15 protein-coding genes are annotated in these 19,111 nt (G+C 68.0%); 6 read left to right on the forward strand and 9 right to left on the reverse strand.

Features of this window, described 5'->3' with window-relative positions; all coding sequences use genetic code 11:
* Positions 1–21: 21 nt before the first annotated feature.
* The 6 genes from QMZ26_RS17035 to QMZ26_RS17060 all read right to left on the reverse strand — a co-directional run bounded on the left by QMZ26_RS17035 (position 22) and on the right by QMZ26_RS17060 (position 7,871).
* A complete protein-coding gene (locus QMZ26_RS17035) occupies positions 22–1,563 on the reverse strand; it encodes an efflux transporter outer membrane subunit (protein ID WP_283222145.1) in 1,542 nt (513 codons plus the stop codon).
* The gene (locus tag QMZ26_RS17040) at positions 1,563–3,119 is read right to left on the reverse strand and encodes a DHA2 family efflux MFS transporter permease subunit (RefSeq protein WP_108759637.1); all 1,557 of its coding nucleotides are present in this window, start codon (positions 3,117–3,119) and stop codon (positions 1,563–1,565) included. Before QMZ26_RS17040 ends, QMZ26_RS17035 begins: the two co-directional genes overlap by 1 nt.
* The gene (locus QMZ26_RS17045) at positions 3,116–4,285 is read right to left on the reverse strand and encodes an HlyD family secretion protein (RefSeq protein WP_283222146.1); all 1,170 of its coding nucleotides are present in this window, start codon (positions 4,283–4,285) and stop codon (positions 3,116–3,118) included. The genes QMZ26_RS17040 and QMZ26_RS17045 overlap by 4 nt, the downstream gene beginning before the upstream one ends.
* Positions 4,286–4,511: 226 nt before the next feature.
* Positions 4,512–5,621: a polyamine ABC transporter substrate-binding protein gene (locus tag QMZ26_RS17050; protein ID WP_108759639.1), complete on the reverse strand. Its 1,110-nt coding sequence runs from the start codon at positions 5,619–5,621 to the stop codon at positions 4,512–4,514.
* Positions 5,622–5,715: 94 nt separating this feature from the next.
* Positions 5,716–7,113, reverse strand: a complete 1,398-nt coding sequence (locus QMZ26_RS17055) for a glutamine synthetase family protein (protein WP_283222147.1) — start codon at positions 7,111–7,113, stop codon at positions 5,716–5,718.
* Positions 7,110–7,871, reverse strand: coding sequence for a gamma-glutamyl-gamma-aminobutyrate hydrolase family protein (locus QMZ26_RS17060; RefSeq protein WP_200731992.1), 762 nt, complete (start codon positions 7,869–7,871; stop codon positions 7,110–7,112). Before QMZ26_RS17060 ends, QMZ26_RS17055 begins: the two co-directional genes overlap by 4 nt.
* 161 nt (positions 7,872–8,032) lie before the next feature.
* Here QMZ26_RS17060 and QMZ26_RS17065 point away from each other — a divergent pair, with 161 nt between their 5' ends.
* On the forward strand, positions 8,033–9,310 hold the full coding sequence (locus tag QMZ26_RS17065) for an FAD-binding oxidoreductase (RefSeq protein WP_283222148.1): 1,278 nt from the start codon (positions 8,033–8,035) through the stop codon (positions 9,308–9,310).
* Between the two features lie 245 nt (positions 9,311–9,555).
* Positions 9,556–11,166, forward strand: a complete 1,611-nt coding sequence (locus QMZ26_RS17070) for an MASE1 domain-containing protein (RefSeq protein ID WP_325166973.1) — start codon at positions 9,556–9,558, stop codon at positions 11,164–11,166.
* Positions 11,167–11,215: 49 nt separating this feature from the next.
* On the opposite strand, the gene QMZ26_RS17075 is transcribed toward QMZ26_RS17070, so the two are convergent.
* The gene (locus QMZ26_RS17075) at positions 11,216–11,731 is read right to left on the reverse strand and encodes a hypothetical protein (RefSeq protein WP_234458257.1); all 516 of its coding nucleotides are present in this window, start codon (positions 11,729–11,731) and stop codon (positions 11,216–11,218) included.
* A 129-nt stretch (positions 11,732–11,860) separates the two neighbouring features.
* Here QMZ26_RS17075 and QMZ26_RS17080 point away from each other — a divergent pair, with 129 nt between their 5' ends.
* Both QMZ26_RS17080 and QMZ26_RS17085 read left to right on the forward strand, forming a co-directional pair.
* Positions 11,861–13,213: a diguanylate cyclase gene (locus tag QMZ26_RS17080; RefSeq protein ID WP_108746323.1), complete on the forward strand. Its 1,353-nt coding sequence runs from the start codon at positions 11,861–11,863 to the stop codon at positions 13,211–13,213.
* 71 nt (positions 13,214–13,284) lie between these two features.
* Positions 13,285–13,746 carry a bacteriohemerythrin gene (locus QMZ26_RS17085; protein WP_079221317.1) on the forward strand — a complete coding sequence of 154 codons (462 nt, stop codon included), beginning with the start codon at positions 13,285–13,287 and terminating at the stop codon, positions 13,744–13,746.
* Here QMZ26_RS17085 and QMZ26_RS17090 read toward each other — a convergent pair.
* Complete coding sequence (locus QMZ26_RS17090) at positions 13,727–15,025, reverse strand: MFS transporter (RefSeq protein WP_079221316.1); 1,299 nt, start codon at positions 15,023–15,025, stop codon at positions 13,727–13,729. The two genes, QMZ26_RS17085 and QMZ26_RS17090, sit on opposite strands and share 20 nt — an antisense overlap.
* On the opposite strand from QMZ26_RS17090, the gene QMZ26_RS17095 reads away from it, so the two are divergent.
* Positions 14,958–15,809, forward strand: coding sequence for a hypothetical protein (locus QMZ26_RS17095; RefSeq protein WP_345782688.1), 852 nt, complete (start codon positions 14,958–14,960; stop codon positions 15,807–15,809). The two genes, QMZ26_RS17090 and QMZ26_RS17095, sit on opposite strands and share 68 nt — an antisense overlap.
* Before the next feature lie 286 nt (positions 15,810–16,095).
* On the opposite strand, the gene QMZ26_RS17100 is transcribed toward QMZ26_RS17095, so the two are convergent.
* Entirely contained in the window at positions 16,096–17,592 is a 1,497-nt protein-coding gene (locus tag QMZ26_RS17100) for an aldehyde dehydrogenase (RefSeq protein ID WP_283222149.1), read from the reverse strand.
* Between the two features lie 128 nt (positions 17,593–17,720).
* Here QMZ26_RS17100 and QMZ26_RS17105 point away from each other — a divergent pair, with 128 nt between their 5' ends.
* Complete coding sequence (locus QMZ26_RS17105; protein WP_283222150.1) at positions 17,721–19,073, forward strand: aspartate aminotransferase family protein; 1,353 nt, start codon at positions 17,721–17,723, stop codon at positions 19,071–19,073.
* The last annotated feature ends 38 nt before the right edge of the window (positions 19,074–19,111 follow it).

The following is a 19,111-nucleotide window of genomic DNA, read 5'->3' on the forward strand; positions in this document are numbered from 1 at the left end:
GGCATGGCCCGGCGGAACGCATCACCGCGCGGCCACCGGCGGGGCGTCCTGCCAGCCCAGGCCCAGGCTCTTCTGCAGGCCCACGTAGCGCACCAGCAGCTGCAGGCGCGCCTGGGCGGCGGCATCCTGCGCCTGCAGGCGCTGGCGCTGCACGTCCAGCAGGTCGATCTGCGAGGTGGCGCCCGCCTGCCGGCGCTGGTTCATCAGCGCCAGCGAGCGGTCCGCCGAGGCTTCGGCACGGACGCTGGCCTGCAGCTGCTGACGGGCGGCACCGAAGCGTGCCAAGGCGGTGTTGGCGTCCTGCAGCGCGGCCAGCACCGTGCCTTCGTAGGCCGCCATCCTCGCCTCGTTGCCGGCCCGGGCCTGGGCCACGCGCGCCTTGTTCACCCCGAAATCGAACAGCGACCAGCGCAGGAAGGGGGCGACGATGGTGGCCGCCGAATCCGGCCCCAGATCGGACACCGATGTGGCCCCGGCACCGATGGTGCCCAGCAGGGTCACCTGCGGGAAGTAGGCTGAAATCGCCTGGCCGATCTGCGCCGACGAGGCTGCCAGCTCGCGCTCGGCCTTGCGTACATCCGGGCGGCGCTGGATCAGCGCACCGGCATCATCCACCGGCACGCTGGCCGGCAGCACCGGCAGCGCCTGGTCCGCGGCCAGCCGCGCATCCAGCGCGCCCGGCTCGCGGCCGACCATCAGGGCCAGCACATCGCGGGCCTCATCCGCCTGCGCCTGCAGCGGTGGCAGCGCGGCCTGCTGCTGTTGCAGCTGGGCCTGCGCGCGCTCGACCTGCAGGTCCGAATCGGCCCCGCGCTGGCGGCGCTGGCGGGTCAGCTGCAGGCTGTCATCGGCCGCGCGCAGGTTGTCCTCTGCCAGCGCGATGCGCTCGCGGCTGCTGCGGTAGCCCAGGTAGACCTGCGCCAGCTCGGCCGCCAACTGCACCTGCGCATCGGCCAGCGCCGCCGCATTGGCCTCGGCTTCGGCGGCGGCCTGTTCGGCCGCGCGGCGACGGCGGCCGAACAGATCCAGCTCCCAGCTGGCATCGAAGCCGGCCACGTACAGCTCGGTATCCAGATCGATATCGGCAAACTGCTGGCGCAGCTGCGCCGCCTCCTGCGGGCGACCGTTGGCCTCGGCCACGCCCGCGATGTTCTCGCCGAGGCCACGCACGCTGCTTTCCAGGGAATCAGGCGCCTTGACGTTGGCATAGCCCGCAGCCGCGCCCACGCTGGGCAGCTGCTCGGCGCGGCGCTGGCGTTGCAGCGCGCGCGAGGCCAGCAGCTTGGCCTGCGCCGCGCGCAGGTTGGGACTGTTTCGCAGCGCCTCGTCCACCAGCTGGTCCAGCAGCGGATCGTTGAGCGCGCGCCACCACTGGCTGGGTGGGGTCGCGGGCTGCACGCCGGCCTGCGCCGCGCGCGGCAGCCGGGCCTGCGAGGTGGCCCCGGTGGCCACCTCCGGCTTCACGTAATCCGGCCCGAGCATGCAGCCGGCCAACAGCAGTGGCAGCGTGGCCGGCCACAGCCGGTGCGGGCGAAGGGAAGCGGTGAGCGTCGTCGAAGTCATCAGTGCATCGCCAATGGAACGCCCTTGGGCAGGGGCTTGAGCAGGAAGACCAGCGGCAGGGTCGCCACCACGATCAGGCCGAAGATCCAGAACAGGTCGTTGTAGGCCATCACCATTGCCTGCAGCTGCACGGTCTGCGCCAGCACCGCCATTGCCTGCGTCGCGTCACCCAGCTGCTGGCCATAGGCGTGCAGCGCATCCTGGGCGACGGTCGAGTTGGCGGTGACGCTGCTGCCGATCGCATCGATGTGCAGGGTGGCGCGGCGTTCCTGGAAGGTGGAGATGATGGCCAGCCCGATCGAGCCGCCGAGGTTGCGCGCGGCGTTGAACAGGCCCGAGGCATCGCTGGTGTATTCGCGCGGCACCGAGGTGATGGCGGCCTGGTTCAGGGCCATCATCGCCAGCGCCAGGCCGCAGCCCTGCAGCAGCTGGCCGATGACGAAGTGCGGGCCGATGCTGTCCGGCGTCAGCCCCAGATTGACGAAGCAGGCCGCAGCGAAGCACAGCATGCCGCCGAACACCATGATGCGCACGTCCACCGTTTCCAGCATCTTCGGCATCAACGGCATCAGCAGGATCGTTGGCAGGCCTGCCAGCAGCAGCACGTAGCCGGCCTGCTCGGTGTTGTAGCCGGCGATGATCGCCAGGAACTGCGGGATCATGTACATGACCCCGAACAGGATCATGCCCACCGCCATCACCATCACGAACACCGCGCCGAAACTGCGCTGGAACAGGATGTTGAGGCGGATGACCGGCGCCTTGCTGGTGAACTGCGAAAGCGCCAGCAGGGCGAAACCCAGCAGCGAGACGAGGCTGAGCACCACGATCATGGTCGATTCGAACCAGCGCTCGCGCTGGCCGTCTTCCAGCACCACGGTGAGCGCGGACAGCCCGGCGGTCATGCCGAGGATGCCCAGCCAGTCGGCGCGCAGCAGCCCGCCCCAGTTCGATTTCTCATGCGGCAGGCCGAGCAGCAGCAGGGCGACCAGGCCGGCGCAGATCGGCACGTTGATGAAAAACGCGTAGTGCCAGCTGACGTTCTCGGTCAGCCAGCCGCCCAGCAGCGGGCCGATCACCGGGCCGAGGATGACGGTCATGCCGAACAGCGCGGTGCCCAGCGGCTGCTGCTTCGGTGGCAGCCGCGTGCCGACGATGGTCAGCGCCGTGGGGATCAGCGCACCACCGGCAAAGCCCTGCCCTACCCGGCCAGCGATCATCATCGGCAGCGAATCGGCCAGGCCGCACATCACCGAAAACGCGGTGAACAGCGTGGCGCAGATCAGCAGGAAGGTGCGCAGGCCCAGCGTGCGCACGAACCAGCCGGTCAGCGGAATCATCACGATTTCCGAGACCAGGAAGGCGGTGGAGATCCAGGTGCCCTCGGTGCCGCTGGCGCCGACTTCGCCCTGGATGGTGGGCAACGCCGCGTTGACGATGGAGATATCCAGCGTGGCCATGAACGAGCCGATGGTGCCGGCCGCCACGGCCAGCCACGCACCGGCATCGGCCTTGCCTCCGGCGGCGGGCGCTGCGGGGGCGGTGGTGGCGTTCATCGCGCCGGTGCGGCCGTGGCCTCGGCCTCGTCGCGGGTGCGCTGGCGTGCGTCCTTGGCATTGCGCGTATCGACCGTCACTTCCACCGACATGCCCGGCACCAGTACCTTGCGCGCCTCGGCTCCGGCATCGACACGGATGCGCACCGGCACGCGCTGCACGACCTTGGTGAAGTTGCCGGTGGCGTTCTGCGGCGGCAGCAGCGCGAACTGCGAGCCGGTGCCCGGCGAGATGCTTTCCACCGTGCCGTGCAGGGTGGTGCCCGGCAGCGCATCGACCTTGATCTCGGCGGGCTGTCCGGCGCGCATCAATCCCACCTGGGTTTCCTTGAAATTCGCGCTGAGGTACAGCGATTCGACCGGCACGATGGTCATAGTGCGGGTGCCGGCAGCGACGAACTGGCCCACCTGCACGGTCTTGTTGCCGACGCGCCCGTCGATGTGCGCGCGCAGCTCGGTGTCCTCGAAGGCGACCCGTGCCTGCGCGGCATCAGCCTGCGCCTGCTTGAGCCCGGCCTGGGCCTGTTCCAGCTGTGCCTGGCTGGCCTCGATCTGGCTCTGCGCGCCCTGGATCTGTGCCTTGGCTGCTTCGTACTGGGCCTGCGCGCGTTCGACGTCGTGGCGCAGGCTTTCCACGTGTTCGTGGGTGTCGGCGCCACTGGCGGCCAGCGGGGTGAAGCGGGCCAGCTCGGCCTTGCCGAAACGCAGCGAGGCCGTGGCAGCGGTGAGCTGGGTGCGTGCCTGCAGCAGGCTGGACTGCTGGCCCTGCACGCCGGCGGCAGCGGCGGCGATATCGGCTTCGCGCACGGCGATCACCGCCTCGGCCTGGTCCAGGGTGGCGCGGTAAGTGCGCGGGTCGATGCGCAGCAGCGGTTCGCCGGCCTTGACCCACTGGTTGTCCTGCACCAGCACTTCGGTGACGTAGCCGTTGATGCGCGGGGCGACGGCGACGGCGTCGGCCTGCAGGTAGGCGTTGTTGGTGTCCTGCAGGTATCGGCCGACCAGCAGGTGGTAGACGAGCCAGGCGACCAGCGCGATGACCACGACGATGCCGATGAGGGCCAGGGTCCAGCGGACCTTGGGGTTCTTCAGCGGCGAAGACTTGTCCTCTTTGGTGGAGGCGTCTTCGTCGGTGGGGGCGTCGGTGCGCTGGGGGTGGTCGGTCATTGTCTCGTCGTGGCGGTGGTCGGTGCCATACGGGACGGTAGGGGAAGGGGTGCGGAGGTGAGGTGAAAGCGTTTGTCGCGTGCCGGTGATTAGTTCCCGGTTGGCAGGGTGCAGAGCAGAGGCAAAGGCAAAAAAAAACGGAGGCCGTTGGCCTCCGTTTTTCTGCTTGGTGGAGGCCGACCGTTGGTCGGCCCTACCAGAAAGCGTGCCGACCAACGGTCGGCACCTACTTGCCGGTCTTCACTTCGGTCCACAGGCGGGTGTAGAGCTTGTCGGTTTCCGGGGTGTTGATCGAGTAGGTGAACATCTTCTCGGCGACGTCGGCCGGCGGGTAGATGGTCGGGTCGGTTCGGATGGCTTCGTCCACCAGCGGGGTCGCGGTCGGCACCGGGTTGGCGTAGTGGATGAAATTGGTGTTGGCCGCGGCGACCTTCGGTTCCAGCAGGTAGTTGATGAACTTGTAGGCCGCTTCCGGGTGCTTGGCGTCCTTCGGGATCGCCAGCATGTCGAACCACTGCGGTGCGCCTTCCTTCGGGATCGAGTAGGCCACGTGCACGCCGTTGCTGGCTTCCTCGGCGCGGTCGCGGGCCTGGATGATGTCACCCGACCAGCCCACCACCAGGCAGGTGCCGCCGTTGGCCAGCGAACCCACGTACTGCGAGGAGTGGAAGTTCTGCACGTACGGACGGATCGACTTCAGCAGGTCGGCGGCCTTCTGCAGCTCGGCCGGGTCGCCGCTGTGCGGGTCCAGGCCCAGGTAATGCAGGGCGATCGGGATCATGTCCGCCGGCGTGTCCAGGATGGTCACGCCACAGTCCTTCATCTTGCTGATGTTTTCCGGCTTGAAGATCAGGTCCCAGCTGTTGGCGATGTCGGCGCTGCCGCCGAAACGCTCCTTCAGCATGTCCACGTTGTAGCCGATGCCGGTGGTGCCGATCATGTACGGCACGCCGTACTTGTTGTCCGGGTCCTGGGTGGCGATGCGCTTCATCACCGACGGGTCCAGGTTGGCCAGGTTCGGGATCTTGCTCTTGTCCAGCGGCAGGAACACGCCGGCCTGGATCTGGCGGCCGAAGAAGTTCAGCGTCGGCACCACCACGTCGTAGCCGCTGTTGCCGGCCAGCAGCTTGGTCTCGACCATCTCGTCGCTGTCGAACACGTCGTAGGTCACCTTGATCCCGCTCTCCTTCTCGAAGGTCGGGATGGTGTCCTCGGCAATGTAATCGCTGTAGTTGTAGACGTTCAGGACCTGGCTGTCCTGCGCGCCACCGTTGCCACCGCCACAGGCGGCAAGCATGGCGGAGGCCAGGCCGAGCGTGAGGATACGCAGCTTCATCGGGTGCTCCAGAATGCGGAATGGGGGGAGGCCGGCGGGGCCGGCGACGGGTGCCAGCCTACCCCCCGGCGGCTCATTCATCAATTGCAGCCCTTCACACGTTCAACAGCAGGAACTCGCGCTCCCAGGAGCTGATGACGCGGAAGAAAGTCTCGTATTCCTTGCGCTTGACCGAGATATAGGCCCGGCAGAAACGTTCGCCCAGCAGGGCCTGCAGTTCGGCGCACTGTTCCAGCCCGTCCAGCGCCTCGCCCAGCGAGCGCGGCAGGTTGTAGCCCAGCTCCTTGGCGCTGCCGGTCACCGGGGCGTCCGGGGCCAGCCGCTCGCGGATGCCAAGCAGGCCGCAGGCCAGGGTCGCGGCCATCGCCAGGTAGGGGTTGGCATCGGAGCCGGCGAAGCGGCTTTCCACCCGCATGTTCTCCGGCGTGTCCAGCGGCACGCGCAGGCCACAGGTGCGGTTGTCGTAGCCCCAGTGCACGTTGCTCGGCGAGACCTCGCCGAACACCAGGCGCCGGTAGGAATTGACGTTCGGCGCGAAGAAGGCCATCGCCTGCGGCACGTACTTCTGCAGGCCGCCCAGGTAATGGCCGAACACCGGGCTGAACTCGCCCTCACCATGGGTCTCGCCGGTGAACACGTTGCTGCCGTCGCTCAACCGCACCAGGCTCTGGTGGATGTGCATGGCGCTGCCCGGCTCGTTCTCCATCGGCTTGGCCAGGAAGGTGGCGTACACGCCGTGGCGCATCGCCGCCTCGCGCATGGTGCGCTTGAACAGGAACACCTGGTCGGCCAGGTCCATCGCATCGGCGTGGGTGAAGTTCACTTCCAGCTGCGCCGCGCCCGACTCGTGGATCAGCGTGTCCACGTCAAGCTTCATCGCATCGGCGTAGTCGTACATCAGGTCGAGGATGGGATCGAACTCGTTGACCGCATCGATCGAATACGACTGCCGCGCCGTCTCCGGGCGCCCGGAACGACCGGCCGGCGGCAGCAGCGGGAAATCCGGGTCGGTGTTCTTCTGTACCAGGAAGAATTCCAGCTCCGGCGCCACCACCGGGCGCAGGCCCAGTTCGGCGTACGCGGCCAGCACCCGGCGCAGGACGTTGCGCGGGGCCAGCTCATGCGGCTCGCCGGTCTTGGTGTAGCAGTCATGGATGACCTGCGCGGTGGCATCAGCCGCCCACGGCACCATGCGCACCGTGTCCGGGTCGGGCCGCAGCATCATGTCCGAGTCCGACGGCGAGGTCAGGTCGTAGTAATCGTCGGGGAATTCACCGGTGACCGTAGTGGCGAAGATGCCTTCGGGCAGGCGCGTGCCGTAGTCGTGCGAGAACTTGTCGGCGGGGATGATCTTGCCGCGCGCGTTGCCGGTGATGTCCGGCACCAGGCATTCGACCTCGGTAATGCGCCGCTCCTTCAGCCAGCGCAGCAGGCTGCTTTCCTGCGGTGCGGGGGGCGTGGCCGTCTTGCGCGGGCGAGGTCGGGAACTCATCGGGAATCCAGTCGGTTCTGTTGGTACTGCCGGCAAGCTTGGCCGAAAGCACGGAAAATAGCGTGATAGAACGGCGCCTGCATGACACGCCACTCCGGGTGCCACTGTACGCCGAGCACGAAGCAATGGTCGCTGCTGCGTGCAGCTTCAACGAGGCCATCATCGGCCCACGCCTCCACCTGCAGGCCATCGGCCAGCCGCGCGATGCCCTGCCCATGCACGGAATTGACCTGTGCCCGCTCGCTGCCCTGCCACTGTGCGAGCCAGCCACCCCGGGCCAGGCTGACGGCGTGCGCCGGGCCATACTGCACCTCGACCGGCGCCTGCGGGTCCTCGCGATGGTCGGACAGGCCGGGTACTGCATGTACCTGCGGATGCAGGCTGCCGCCCAGTGCCACGTTCAATTCCTGGAAACCGCGACAGATCGCCAGCACCGGCAGATCCCGCGCCAGCGCGGCCTGCAGCAGGGCAAAGGCGTTGCCATCGCGCGCGGGGTCGTGCAGGTTGCCCGGCCAGCTGCGGCCGCCCTCATAGTGCTGCGGTTCGATATTGCTGACCGCCCCGGTCAACAGCAGGCCATCCAGCCCCTGCAGCCAGTCGTCGGCCGGCAGCGGTGGCTGCAGGCTGGGCAGCACCAGCGGAGTGACCGCCGCCGCATCGACCAGCGCGCGCACGTACTTTTCCCCAGCCACCGCGAAACGGTGATGGCCGAGCACGGTGCTGTCGGTGGGCAGGCCCACCCAGGGCAGGCGGCGCATGGGGAAACTCCTTGGCGGGGAGCCAAAATACCCGTCGGCGCGCGCAGGCGGCAAGTCGTCGCCGTCACACCCCAGCGCGCGCGTATCGGCCAGACTATACGGGTGAACAGTGATCGCCCTCCCCCGCCCTGTCCCTGCATCGCGCGCCCGCGAGGCCTGCCGTGAGCGCGGATTTCCCGCCCAGCTGGTACGCCAGCAGCCTGCCCGAGCCGGCCGCGCTGCCGCCGTTGCGGGGAGACGTGCAGGCCGACGTGGCCGTGCTCGGCGCCGGTTACACCGGCCTGACCGCCGCACTGGAGCTGGCCCAGCGCGGCTACCGCGTGATGCTGCTGGAAGCCCAGCGCATCGGCTGGGGAGCGTCGGGACGCAACGGCGGCCAGGCGCTGGTGGGCTACGGCTGCGAGGTGGATGAGCTGGAACGCCAGCTCGGCCGCGACGACGCCCGCCACCTGTTCGACTGGTCGCGCGAGGCGGTGCAGTCGATGCGCCAGCGCATCGCGCGGCACGGCATCGACTGCCACTGGGTGGAAGGCCATGCCAGCGTGGCGATCCGCGCGCGCCACGAACGCGACCTGCGCGCCGGCTGCGAACACCTGCAGCGCCACTACGATTACCCCATGCAATGGTGGGAGCGCGACGTCCTGCACGCCCAGCTGGACAGCCCGCGTTACCGCGCCGCGATGTTCGACCCGCTCAGCGCGCACCTGCATCCACTGGCCTACGCCCGCGGCCTGGCCGATGCCGCCCGCGCGGCCGGCGTGGCCATCCACGAACACTCACCGGTCACCCGCGTGCAGCGCGGCGCGCAGGCCACCCTGCATACCGCGCAGGGCAGCGTACGTGCCGCGCACCTGGTGGTGGCTGGCAACGCCTTGCTGCAGGGGCTGCTGCCGGAACTGGAGTGCCGCGTCATGCCGGTCGGCACCTACATCGGCGCCAGCGTGCCGCTGGGCGCCGAGCGCGCGCGGCAGCTGATCCGCAACGACATGGCGGTGGCCGACACCGCCTGGGCCCTGGATTACTTCCGCCTCAGCCATGACCACCGCCTGCTGTTCGGTGGCCGTGCCAGCTATTCGGCGTTGCCGCCGCCGGGGCTGCGCGGGGTGATGCAGCGGCGCATGCACGAGGTCTTCCCGCAGCTGGCCGACGTGGCCCTCGAGCAGGTCTGGGGCGGCTATGTGGACATCACCCGCAACCGTGCGCCGCACTGGGGCCGGCTGGACGGCAATCTTTATTTTGCCCAGGGTTTCTCCGGGCACGGCGTGGCCGCCGCCGGCCTGGCGGGCGAAGTGATCGCTGCCGCCATCGACAGCCAGAGCGCACGCCTGGATGTGTTCCAGCGCCTGCAGCACGCGCCGTTCCCGGGCGGCCGGCTGCTGCGCATGCCGCTGCTGGTGGCGGCGATGTCCTGGTACAAGCTGCGCGACGCACTGTGGTAGCACGGCCGGCGCCGGATTATCCCGGCACACGCACCAATCAGAACGACCTCATTATCAAAGGGCTGCCGCGTTCCCGCTGCAGGGTGACTTAGGTAAATCACACCATTGGTGTGATGACTTTCTCACTTGTGGAATTCAGGCGTGCGGCGATTGCATATTCGGACGCCTGCCGATACCGTCGGTCCAACCGGGGCCCGCGGCGAATGGAAGCTGACAGGGTACGTAGACAGGAAGGGGAAGTACGATTGAACTGGTGGAATGAAGGCCTGCAGTTGAAGTTGCGCATCCATCCGGCAGGTCTTGCCCTGGCTGCGCTGTACGCGATTGCGTGCTGGGGCGCACGGCAGCTGTCGTTTGACCAGTTCTACCTGCCCGCCGGCATCCGGGTTGCCGCCCTGCTCCTGTGTCCACCGCGACTGTGGCCTTATCTGCTGCTGGGCGAATACGCCTACTTCGCCCAGATCCGTTATCCGCTGATCGAGAAATACGGCATTGCCTGGGTCATCCTGGCCTCTACGCTGCTGATGCCCGCGGTGATGCTGATCGTCCATCGATCGAAACAGCTGATGTCGCGATCGACCAACGCCGGGCTGCTGGTCATCGCCGCCGCCGCGTCGGTCGTGGTCACACTGACCAACCTCGGGCTCTCCCATGCGCTGTGGCCATCAGCTCCCAGCGACACACTGACAGCGTTTCTCACCCGCGCCGGACGCTTCACGACCGGTGATTTCCTGGGCATCCTCACCGTCGCACCGCTGGCGCTGGTCTGGGCGGCAAGGCACGCCGAGCCGACGTTGAAGCGTGAGTACCTTGGCACCACGACCCTGGCGGTTGTATCGATGATCGTGCTGGGAATCATGGCCGCCTGGATGCCGGATGAGTCGGCAGCGGCCCGCACATCCATACAACTGCTGCTTGCCCTGCCGGCCGTCGTCCTGACCGGCCTGCACGGCTGGAAAGGTGCAGCCGTCGGCGTGCCACTGCTCAATCTGATGATCGGCCTGAGCATGCCCAAGCCCTACCCTGCCACGTTTGACGCGACGGTCCTTGCCACCCAGCAGGTCATGGCCATTACCGGCATTGCGTTGCTGCTGCTGGGCGCACGCATTTCCCAGTACCACCGCCGCTATCGCCAGCGTGAGTCCAGCGAGAAAAAGGCGATCTCGCTTGCCCGCAGCTCCCACGTCGCCAGTGAAATGGAACTGCGCGAACGTGCGATCAGCCTGCGCAGGCTCGGCGATGGCATCGATCTTTCACTGACGGAAGTCGTGAACTGGCTGACGTCGCAAGGCCACCAGTCCATTGCCAACAGCCTGCTGCACACCGCCACGGTGCACTCGCGCCTGTTCCGCGAACAGGCAAGCATGGTCTACCCGACGGCACTCGAGCAGCTCGGCCTGTATGTCGCCCTGCAGGCCGGTGGCGTGCGGGCTGCATGGAACGGAACGCATCGGGTGGTTGACCCGCGCTTGAGTGGTGATCCCTGCAACCTGAGCCTCGACCTGCAACTCCTGGCCTACCGCACGCTCATCGACGCCGTTTCACTGATGCTCAAGCACGAGACGGGCCAGATCGTCGTCCGTACGCGCTGTGTCCGTGGCCGTGGGCAGCGCGGCATCGTCATGACCGTCGCGCTGCTGGACCCGCACCGCGCCCTTTCCTCCGACACGGGCGAATTGGCTGCAGACCGGCTGGCCGGACGCATGCTGGCATTCGGCGGAACGGTCCGAACGCGTCACAACCGCATCAGGATGCTGCTGGTCGAGCCAAGCAGCGAACGATCATCCGTGCCCGGCCACGGACCTGCCGGGCTGCAGTCTGCATCGCCGTCCGCATGGAGCCAGACCCGCGCGTAGTCGCAGGCCGGAAGCCAGCAGGTGCCGAAGCAGCCTGCTGGCCCGTGGCTTACGGCGTTTCCACCGACCACAGCGCGTCCACACCGGCGCCGTAGCGGACGAGCGTGAAATCGCTGCCGCGGTACACCACCGTTCGCACCGCACCGCCCGGCAAGGGCAGCTCGCGGCCCGGCAGGGACACCCGCGCCAGGCTTTCACCGGCGGGAAGAACCCAGAATTCATCCCCGGCATTGCCGATGATCAACTCCACGCGGCCCGCCAGATCATTCACCTGGAAATAGCTGATGCCGTCGCGCTGGAAGCCATAGAGCAACCAGTTGGTGTCCTGGCTCAGGTTGACCGCAACGGGATTGGCCTGGCCAAGACCGCGCTTTGCCAACCGGATGCCATGGTCATCCGACTGAGCGGACGCTACCACGGGAAGGACTGCCAGCAGCGCCAGAACAAGCGCCCGAACGTATGAGATTCGCACATCCACCTCCTCATCTGGGACAGCAGGATCGCTGTCCGGAAAATGTAAATTGATTCCCTCCAGGGTGCCGCAGGAGGGCCCGCATTCGTGCATGCGACAGACACCCGCTCGATACTATAAGTCAGCCCCTGCTGCCGGCAGATCACATCCTCGGGCTAAAGTTTCTTCCGCAACCGCCGCTACCCATCCCGAGCGCCCCTCCCTCACGTGAGCCTCCGCACCATGCCCGTCCTCCCGCAGGTCGTTGTCGATGGCGACCTGGCCGACCCCCTTCCGCAGCGGATCCTGCTGGTGGAGAACTCACGCGCGTTCACTGGAATGCTGCGCGAAGCCATTGAACAGCGCCTGGAACTGCCGGTGGTGGTGGCCTCCACCCTGGCCGAAGCGGGCCGACTGCTGAGCGACGAAGGCGGCTGGTTCCTGGTCCTGACCGGGCTGGTGCTGGCCGACGGTGACCGCGATGCGGTCGTCGAGTTCTTCCTCAAGCGCGACCTGCCCACCGTGGTGGTCAGCAGCGTGTATGACGAAGACCTGCGCAAGCGCGTGCTGCAGCAGCAGATCATCGATTACGTGCTGAAGAACACGCCCGGCAGCGTCGACTACCTGGTGTGGCTGGTGCAGCGGCTCGAACGCAACCGTCGCATCGCCGCGCTGGTGGTGGATGATTCACCGTCGGCCCGCGGCTACGCCGCCGCACTGCTGCGCATGTACGGCCATGAAGTGTTCGAGGCCGCCGATGGCGCCGAAGGCCTTGCGGCCATCGAGGCACACCCGGCGATCCGCCTGGCGGTGGTCGACCAGGAAATGCCGGGCATGCAGGGCGTGGAATTCACCCGCCGCCTGCGTACCCTGCGTTCGCGCGACAAGGTGGCGGTGATCGGCATATCCGGCAACACTGACGCCTCGCTGATCCCGCGCTTCCTGAAGAACGGCGCCAACGATTTCCTGCGGAAACCTTTTTCGCGCGAGGAGTTCTTCTGCCGCGTGTCGCAGAACGTCGACCAGCTGGAGCTGATCGGCACCCTGCAGGACCTGGCCACCCGCGATTTCCTCACCGGCCTGCCCAACCGCCGCTGCTTCCTGGAACAGAGCCAGCGCCAGCTGCCGCAGCTGCAGCTGCATGGCCAGTGCGTGGCGGTGGCGATGATCGATATCGACCACTTCAAGCACATCAACGACACCCATGGCCATGAGGCCGGCGACGATGCGCTGCGCGCAGTGGCACGTGCAGTGGGCGACCACGCACGCAGCCAGGACCTGATCGCACGCTTCGGCGGCGAAGAGTTCTGCCTGCTGGTGCCGGAGATGGAGCAGGATGAAGCCATCGTCTACTTCGAGGAACTGCGCCAGCGCATCGCCGCGCTGGAAGTGGACATCGGCACCGCCACCCTGCGCATGACCGTCAGCATCGGCCTGTGCTGCCTGCGCCCGCAGCGCGATGCGCTGCACCGGCTCATCTCCGAAGCCGACCGCCAGCTCTACCTGGCCAAGGCCGCCGGCCGCAACCGGGTCAGCTGCACCACCGTGGCCAGCCCGCTGCGCCCACGCGAAGCGGCGATGGCCGGCGCGCTTTGATCCAGATCAACGCCGCCTGAGCGCGGCCGCCCTACAGTCGGCCCCGACATGAAAATGAAGGGGAGCCGGGGATGGCACTACTGGTATGGCAGGACGATCTGAACATCGGCATCGATGTGATCGATCAGCAACATCGGCGCATCGTGGAGATGCTCAACCATCTGCACGTGGCGCAGGCCGGGCTGCAGACGGCAGTGGTGGCCGAGGTGATCGACGAAGTGGTGGACTACACCATGTCCCACTTCGCGTTCGAGGAAGAGTTGATGGAGGAAGCGGGCTACCCGTTCTGTGCCGCGCACAAGCGCGTGCATGAGATCTTCATCAAGCGCGTGGCCGAGTACCGGCTGCGCTTCAAGGCGGGCGAGGACATCACCGACGAGCTGCGCACGATGCTCTCGCGCTGGCTGTTCAACCATATCCGCGGCGATGACCAGGCCTACGCCGAGCAGGTCAAGGCGCACCTGAACCAGTTCGCACGCGAGCACCAGAGCGGCGGCTGGCTGGGCCGCACGCTCAAGCGTGTCTTTGGTTGAGCTGGGCGCGCCGCTGCAGTGCCAGCAGCGCGCACAACGTGGCCACCGCGGTCAGGCACAGGTAGTAGCCAACCGCGACCAGGCCGAAGCGTTCGGCCAGCCACGTGGCCAGGTAAGGCGCCGGGGCCGCACCCAGGATGCCGGCCAGATTGAACGACAGTGAGGCGCCGGTGTAGCGCACTTCCACCGGGTAGATCTCGGCCAGGAAGGTGCCGCACGGGCCGTAGGTCAGGCCCATCAGGAACAGGCCCAGGCACAGGAAAGTGAACACCAGCCACGGGCTGTGCGCCTGGAACAGCGGCGCGAACAGCACGCCGAAGCCGAGGATCAGCAGGCTGGCGAACACCATCGTGCGGCGCGTGCCCCAGCGGTCGCCGTAGCGCGCCGACAGCGGGATGCCCGCCGCGAAGAACAGCATCGCGCCCATCTGCATCAGCAGGAACTGCTCGCGGCTGTAGCCCAGCACTGCCGTACCGTGGCCCAGGCTGAACACCGTCATCAGGTAGAACAGCACGAAGGTGGCGAACGCACCCAGCGTGCCCAGCAGCATGGGCAGCCAGTGGTCACGCAGCACCGTCCACATCGGCAACCGCACCGGTGCCTTGCGCTCCAGCGCCTGCTGGAAATCGGGGGTCTCGTGGATGTTCAGGCGCACCCACAGGCCCAGGCCGACCAGCAGCGCGCTGGCCACGAACGGAATGCGCCAGCCCCACTGCAGGAAATCCTGCTGGCCCAGGCAGCGGCCCAGCAGCAGGAAGATGCCGGCCGACAGCAGGAACCCCAACGGCGCGCCCAGCTGCGGGAACATGCCGTACCAGGCGCGCTTGCCCGGCGGCGCGTTCTCGGTGGCCAGCAGCACCGCCCCACCCCATTCCCCGCCCAGGCCGAGCCCCTGGCCGAAGCGGCACAGTGCCAGCAATGCCGGCGCCCACAGCCCGATCTGCGCGTGCGTGGGCAGCAGGCCGATGGCCACGGTGGACAGCCCCATGGTCAGCAGCGCCGCCACCAGCGTGGCCTTGCGGCCGATGCGGTCACCGAAGTGGCCGAATACCGCCGAGCCCACCGGGCGCGCGATGAAGGCCACCGCGAACGTCGCCAACGATTGCAGCAGGGCCGCCTTGTCGCTGCTTTCCGGGAAGAACAGGTGCGGGAACACCAGCACCGCCGCGGTGGCGTAGATGTAGAAATCGAAGAACTCGATGGTGGTGCCGATGAGGCTGGCCAGCAGGACACGGCTGGGGGAATTCACGGGCGGCGCGGCAGCGGTGATCGAGGACATCGGCAAGGCGTGGAAGGTGGATCGACCGATTCTGCCACGCGCGGGCGGCCGGACGGGACGATGGTTACAGGCGACACCGATGCCAACGGAATTTTTCCGTGCAGTGGTTACGCTGCGCCACCGGTCCCTGCATGGATGCTTGCCGATGGCCCCTGTGGTTGCGTTGCGCTGGTCCGACTCACCGCAGCTGCCGCGAACGGTGGCCTGCCTGTTCGTGGTGCTGCTGCATGCCCTGCTGGGCGCGTGGCTGTGGCAGGGTAGCCATCCCGGCACGGTGCCCGGCGATGATGAACGGATCAGCCTGCGTTGGCTGCCGGCATTGCCGCAACCAATCCCGCCCCGCGACGTGCCCGCCGAGGTATCGGCGGCACCGACGCCTGCCCGCCCCGCGCGGCGGCTCGCGCCTGTACCGCTGCCGCCGGCAGATGTGGAAAGCGACAGCACGCCGACACAGGCACATCTCATGCTGGGCCTGCCGGCTGGCAGCATCGATGGCGGCGATGGCATCACGGCGGCGGGCGTGGCGCCACGCCTGACCGGCCGCCGCGAAGTGCACCCGGCCTTTGCGCCGCGACGGAACTACTTCCGCATCCGCAGGACGATGTCGCCCGAACAGATCGTGCACGGCGTGGCACAGCTGCTGGGCCTGTGGCCGCCGGGGTATATCGTCGACCCGTGCCAGCTGGGGAAGCAGGACATTGACTATTTCCAGGGTGCGGTGGAGGAGATGGACCGGCAGGCGCTGCGTGATGCGGTGCTGGTGGTGAGCGCGCGGTGCCCGTAGAGTCGAGCTTGCTCGACTGCCTTTCGAGCAGCGCAGCCGAGCATGGCTCGGCTCTACAGAAGATCGAACAGCAGCCGAGTATGGCTCGGCTCTACAGAAGATCGAACAGCAGCCGAGCATGGCTCGGCTCTACAGAAGACCGAAGCGCAGCCGAGCATGGCTATGCCGGTCGTCCTGACCGGCACCCTTCGGGCCGTCGCCATGGGCGACGTTGGCAGCGGCTCCTGCCGCTGCCTTCGGCTCTACAGGAAGCCGGTAGCGCCGGGCCATGCCCGGCGGCGCGACGCTACAACTGGATCCAGGTCGCCTTGATCTCGCTGTACTTGTCGAACGCGTGCAGCGATTTGTCGCGGCCATTGCCCGACTGCTTGTAGCCATCAAACGGCGCAGTCATGTCACCGCCATCCCAGCCGTTCACCCACACGCTGCCCGCGCGCAGCTGCCGCGATACGCGGTGCGCGCGGCCCAGGTCGCGCGTCCACAGGCCGGCCGCCAGCCCGTATCGGCTGTCGTTGGCCAGCCGCACCGCCTCGGCTTCACTGTCAAACCCAAGCACCGCCAGCACGGGTCCGAACACTTCTTCGCGGGCCAGCGCCTGCTCCGGCCGCACCTGGTCGAACACGGTGGGCTGCACATAACAGCCGCCGGCTTCCACCTCGGCGCGCTGCCCGCCCAGCAGCAGGCGTGCACCGTCGCCTTCGGCGCGGGCAATATCGGCCAGCACCTTGTCCATGTGCGCGGCATCGACCAGCGCCCCCATCGGCGCATCGGCATCCAGCGGATGGCGCGGTTGCATGCGCCGGCCATAGGCCACCACCTGGTGTACGAAATCGTCACGGATCGAACGCTCCACCAGCAGCCGCGAACCGGCCGTGCAGACCTCGCCCTGGTTGAAGAAGATGCCCTGCGCCACGCCCTTGGCCGCCGCATCCAGGTCCGGCGCATCGGCAAACACCAGGTGCGGGCTCTTGCCGCCGCACTCCAGCCACACCCGCTTCAGGTTGGAACGGCCGGCGTACTGCAGCAGCTTCGCGCCGGTGGCGGTCGAGCCGGTGAAGGCCAGCACGTCCACGTCCATGTGCAGCGCCAGCGGCTCGCCCACGAACACGCCCTGCCCGGGCAGCACGTTGAGCACGCCGTCGGGCAACCCGGCTTCGGCGGCCAGTGCCGCCAGCCGCAGCGCGCTCAGCGGTGAGCGCTCCGATGGCTTGAGCACCACCGAATTGCCCATCGCCAGCGCCGGCGCGATTTTCCAGCAGGCCATCAGCAGCGGGAAATTCCACGGCACGATGGCCGCCACCACGCCGGCCGGCTCGCGACTGACCAGGCCCAGTTCGTGCGGGCCGGTCGGCGCGATATCGCCATACAGCTTGTCCACTGCCTCGGCGGTCCAGCGCAGGCAACGCACCACGCCGGGCAGGTCGACGCGCCGCGCATCGCGCACCGGCTTGCCCATGTCCAGGGTTTCCAGCAGGGCCAGTTCATCGGCATGGTGTTCCACCAGCGCGGCCAGTGCCAGCAGCACGCGCTTGCGCTGCGCCGGGCTGGCCTGCGACCAGTGCCCGGCATCGAAGGCACGACGCGCCCCTGCCACCGCGCGCTCCACGTCCTGCGCATCGCAGTCGGCCACCTGGCCGAGCACGCGGCCATCGATGGGACTGATGCAATCGAAGCGGGCGCCGCTGGCCGCGTCCACGTAGCGGCCATCGATGAAGGCCTGCGTGGGAATGGCCAGCTGGCCAGCCAGCGCCTGCCAGTGGGTGCGGTCGGGGAAGTCAGCCATGTCCGGCTCCAGGCAGCGATTGCCCCGTATATACCGCCGCGGCCGTGATGCGACCGTCCTCCTGCGGCACTGTCACCGCGATGACGCGGCTGCGCTACAGTCGCTGCATCGGAACCGACGGAGGCGGCATGAAGAACCCCGCGATCGACCCGCATGCGCTGGCCACCCAGCGTCCCGATTCACTGGACGCGTACTGGATGCCGTTCACCGCCAACCGCCAGTACAAGGGCGCCCCGCGCATGCTGGTGCGTGCCGAGGGCATGCACTACGAGGACATCGACGGGCGCAGCATCCTCGACGGCGCCGCCGGCCTGTGGTGCTGCAACGCCGGCCACGCGCGGCCGCGCATCGTCCAGGCCATCGCCGAACAGGCGGCCACGCTCGATTACTCGCCGGCCTTCCAGATGGGTTCGCCACCGGCCTTCGCCCTGGCCCAGCGGCTGGCTGCGCTGGCACCGGCCGGGCTCAACCATGTGTTCTTCACCAGCTCCGGCTCGGAGGCGGTGGATACCGCGATGAAGATCGTGCTGGCCCACCATCGCCTGCGTGGCGAGGGCCAGCGCACCCGCTTCATCAGCCGCGAGAAGGCCTACCACGGGGTGGGCTTCGGCGGCATGGCGCTGGGCGGGTTGCCCAACAACCGCAGGCAGTTCGGCCTGCAGCTGGGCGGCGTGGACTTCCTGCGCCACACCCTGGACCTGGAGCGCAACGCGTTCAGCAAGGGCCTGCCGCGCCACGGCGCCGATCTGGCCGACGACCTCGAGCGGCTGATCGCCCTGCACGATGCGTCCACAATCGCCGCCGTGTTCGTCGAGCCGGTGGCCGGCTCGGCCGGGGTGATCCTGCCCGCCCCCGGCTATCTGCAGCGGCTGCGCGAGATCTGCGACCAGCACGGCATCCTGCTGGTGTTCGACGAGGTCATCACCGGCTTCGGCCGGGTCGGCATGCCCTTCGCCGCGCAGCGCTTCGGGGTCACCCCGGACCTGCTGACCTTCGCCAAGGGCGTCAGCAACGGTGCCGTGCCGCTGGGCGGCGTGCTGGTTGGCGATGCGGTGCATGCCAGCTTCATGCAGGGCCCGGCGCAGGCCATCGAACTGTTCCATGGCTATACCTATTCGGGCCACCCGCTGGCCTGCGCGGCCGCACTGGCCACCCTGGACATCCACGCCGAGGAGCGCCTGTTCGAGCGTGCCATCGAGCTGGGCGAGTACTGGCAGGAGCGCCTGCATGCCCTGCAGGGCCTGCCGAACGTGTTGGACATCCGCAACTTCGGCCTGGTGGGGGCGGTCGAGCTGGCGCCGCGCAGGGATGCCGCCGGTGCCCGTGGCTACGAGGTGTACCGGCGCTGCTTCCACGACGGGCGGCTGCTGGTGCGCTGCACCGGTGACATCATTGCCCTGTCGCCGCCGCTGATCGTGGACAAGGCACAGATCGACCAGATCACCGGCACCCTGGGCGAGATGATCCGGGCCACCGCCTGAGGCCGGGCCGGCGCCGGCGAGCGGGTACAATGGTCGGT

Source organism: Stenotrophomonas sp. PFBMAA-4, from assembly GCF_030053215.1.
Lineage (GTDB): Bacteria > Pseudomonadota > Gammaproteobacteria > Xanthomonadales > Xanthomonadaceae > Stenotrophomonas.